We start from the raw sequence: 2,054 nt of genomic DNA on the forward strand, positions 1-2,054 counted from the left end.
GTGAGCCGCGTGACGCCACCGCCGGCGCAGGCGAGCGGGTCGGGCTGGAGCCCGAGGCCCTGCGAGATGGCGGGCAGGCCCTGGTACCTGCCGTCCTGGATCGAGCCGGTGGCGATGACCTGGATGTAGCCGGCGACCCGGTTCACGACCCGGTGGTAGGCGAACGTGCTGTGCTCTCCGGAGCTCCAGCGGAAGGTCCGGGTCCCGTCGCCCGAGGAGAGCAGGCTGGTGCAGGTGGCGCCCACCGCCGTCCCGGACTCGGCGTACCAGCCGGTGGGGGCGGAACCGTCCGTGCTGACCCAGGTCGGGCTGTCGGTGCCCGACCCGGCGCGGCTCATCCACGATTTCTGGACCACCGTCTACCAGGCCGTCGACGCGTAGACAGCCTGGTAGGGCGTCAGCTGTCGTGGCAGCGGTCGCGGGTCGGCTCTCGTTCGTCGAACCCGGCCGAGCGGCAGGTGGCGACGGCGCCGACGTTCGAGGACGGGGTCGTGAGCGCGGCGGTCAGCATCGCGGGCGTCGGCCGTGGCCGCGTCGACCCAGGGGCTCGTCACTCAGCCTGGATTGATCGGCAAGGCGTTCCGATGTCGGCTCGTCACCTGAGATCGGTCAAGAACGCATGCATCCGCAGAGCCGGTACCGGCGCGGAGCCCGGTGGCCCGGGGCGCGGCTCCTGTCGGCATGTGTCATGGGGGGATGGTCTCGATCGCGTCCTTCAGGCAGCGCAACGCGGCCCCGAGCTCGTCCCGGGGCGGTGTGGCCAGTGCCAGCCGGAGTGCCTGGGGACGGTGGGGGCCGGTGGCGAAGGCGTCCGCGGTGGATACCAGGATGCCTTTCTCCGCGAGCACGGCCGCGACGTGATCGGGGCGCTGGTGCGACTCCAGGCCGAGCCACACGATGTATGAGACCGGGTGTGCCGTGAGGTCCAGGCCGGCGAGCGCGGCGCGGGCGATGTCCTGCCGGGCGGCTGCGTCCTCGCGGCGGTCTTGCTCCAGGCGCGTGACGGTTCCGTCGGCGATCCAGCGGGTGGCGAGCGCGGTGACGACTCCCGGGGCTCCCCAAGCCGCGGTACGAAGACCGCTCGTGGCCGCCTCCAAATGGCGCTCGGGCAGCACAGCGAAGCCGAAGCGCAGGCCGGGTGCCACGTTCTTGGACAGGCCGGCGACGTAGCAGGTGCGTTCGGGCGCGAGGGCCTGGAGCGGCGGTGGCGGTGAGGCTTCGAGGAAGGCGTAGGTGCCGTCCTCGATGATCAGGCAGTTGTGTGAGTGGGCGAGGGCGGCCAGCCGGTCGCGCTGCTGTCGGTCGAGCACCCAGCCGAGCGGGTTGTGCACGGTGGGCATCGTGTAGATCGCGCGGACGGGCCGGGCGCAGCACAGCTGATCGAGCGCGTCGAGGTCCGGCCCCGTGGCCGTGACCGGGATGGGGGCCAGGTCGAGGCCGTGTGCCGAGGCGAGGAGCTTGATACCCGGGTAGCTGAGCGCGTCGACGGCGAGGACGTCGCCGGGTCGGGTGAGGGTGTGCAGCACGATGTCGAGCGCCTGCTGGGTCCCGCTCGTCAGCAGGACGTTGCGCGGCACCGTGTCGATCCCCCGCCCCAGCAGGTAAGTGGCCACGGCCGCCCGGTCGTGCCGGTGTCCGCCCGGCGGGTGCTGGCGCAGCAGCGCCTCGACGTCTCCCGACACCGCCATCGTGCGCAGGGCCTGCCGCAGCAGGTCGGCCTGCCCGGGGGCCAGGGGCTGGTTGAACGACAGGTCCGCCACCCGGGGCACCGGCAGAGTGCGCGACGGTTCGAGCCCGTCGTAGCCGGACCGCACCCGAACGAACGTTCCCCGGCCCGGCTCTCCCACGACCAGGCCCAAGGCGGCGAGCTCGGCGTAGACCCGGGTGGCCGTGGCCAGCGCCATCCCCCGCTCGCGCGCGAGAGCGCGGTGGGTCGGAAGCCGGGCACCGGTCGGAATCGCGCCAGAGCGGATGGCTGACGCGAACTCGTGAACAACGGCCTTGTAGGACGACGGTCCCATGGCACACCTGCTGCCCGTTGCAGAACCCGTTGG

General features: G+C 72.5%; 2 protein-coding genes. One reads left to right on the plus strand and one right to left on the minus strand.

The window, feature by feature from the left end; all coding sequences use genetic code 11:
• Nucleotides 1-165 precede the first annotated feature (165 nt).
• Nucleotides 166-381, plus strand: coding sequence for a hypothetical protein (locus ACWCSD_RS51990; protein WP_449927224.1), 216 nt, complete (start codon nucleotides 166-168; stop codon nucleotides 379-381).
• Between the two features lie 305 nt (nucleotides 382-686).
• Here the strand turns inward: ACWCSD_RS51990 and ACWCSD_RS51995 are convergent, their stop codons facing one another.
• Nucleotides 687-2,021 (minus strand): aminotransferase-like domain-containing protein, encoded by a 1,335-nt coding sequence (locus ACWCSD_RS51995; protein WP_449927227.1) that lies wholly within the window; start codon nucleotides 2,019-2,021, stop codon nucleotides 687-689.
• Nucleotides 2,022-2,054: the final 33 nt, after the last annotated feature.

It is taken from the genome of Nonomuraea sp. NPDC001684 (assembly GCF_053596515.1).

Coding starts and splice junctions, on each gene's coding strand:
- ACWCSD_RS51995 (WP_449927227.1), bottom strand. CDS start 2,021: ATGGGACCGTCGTCCTACAAGGCCGTTGTTCACGAGTTCGCGTCAGCC.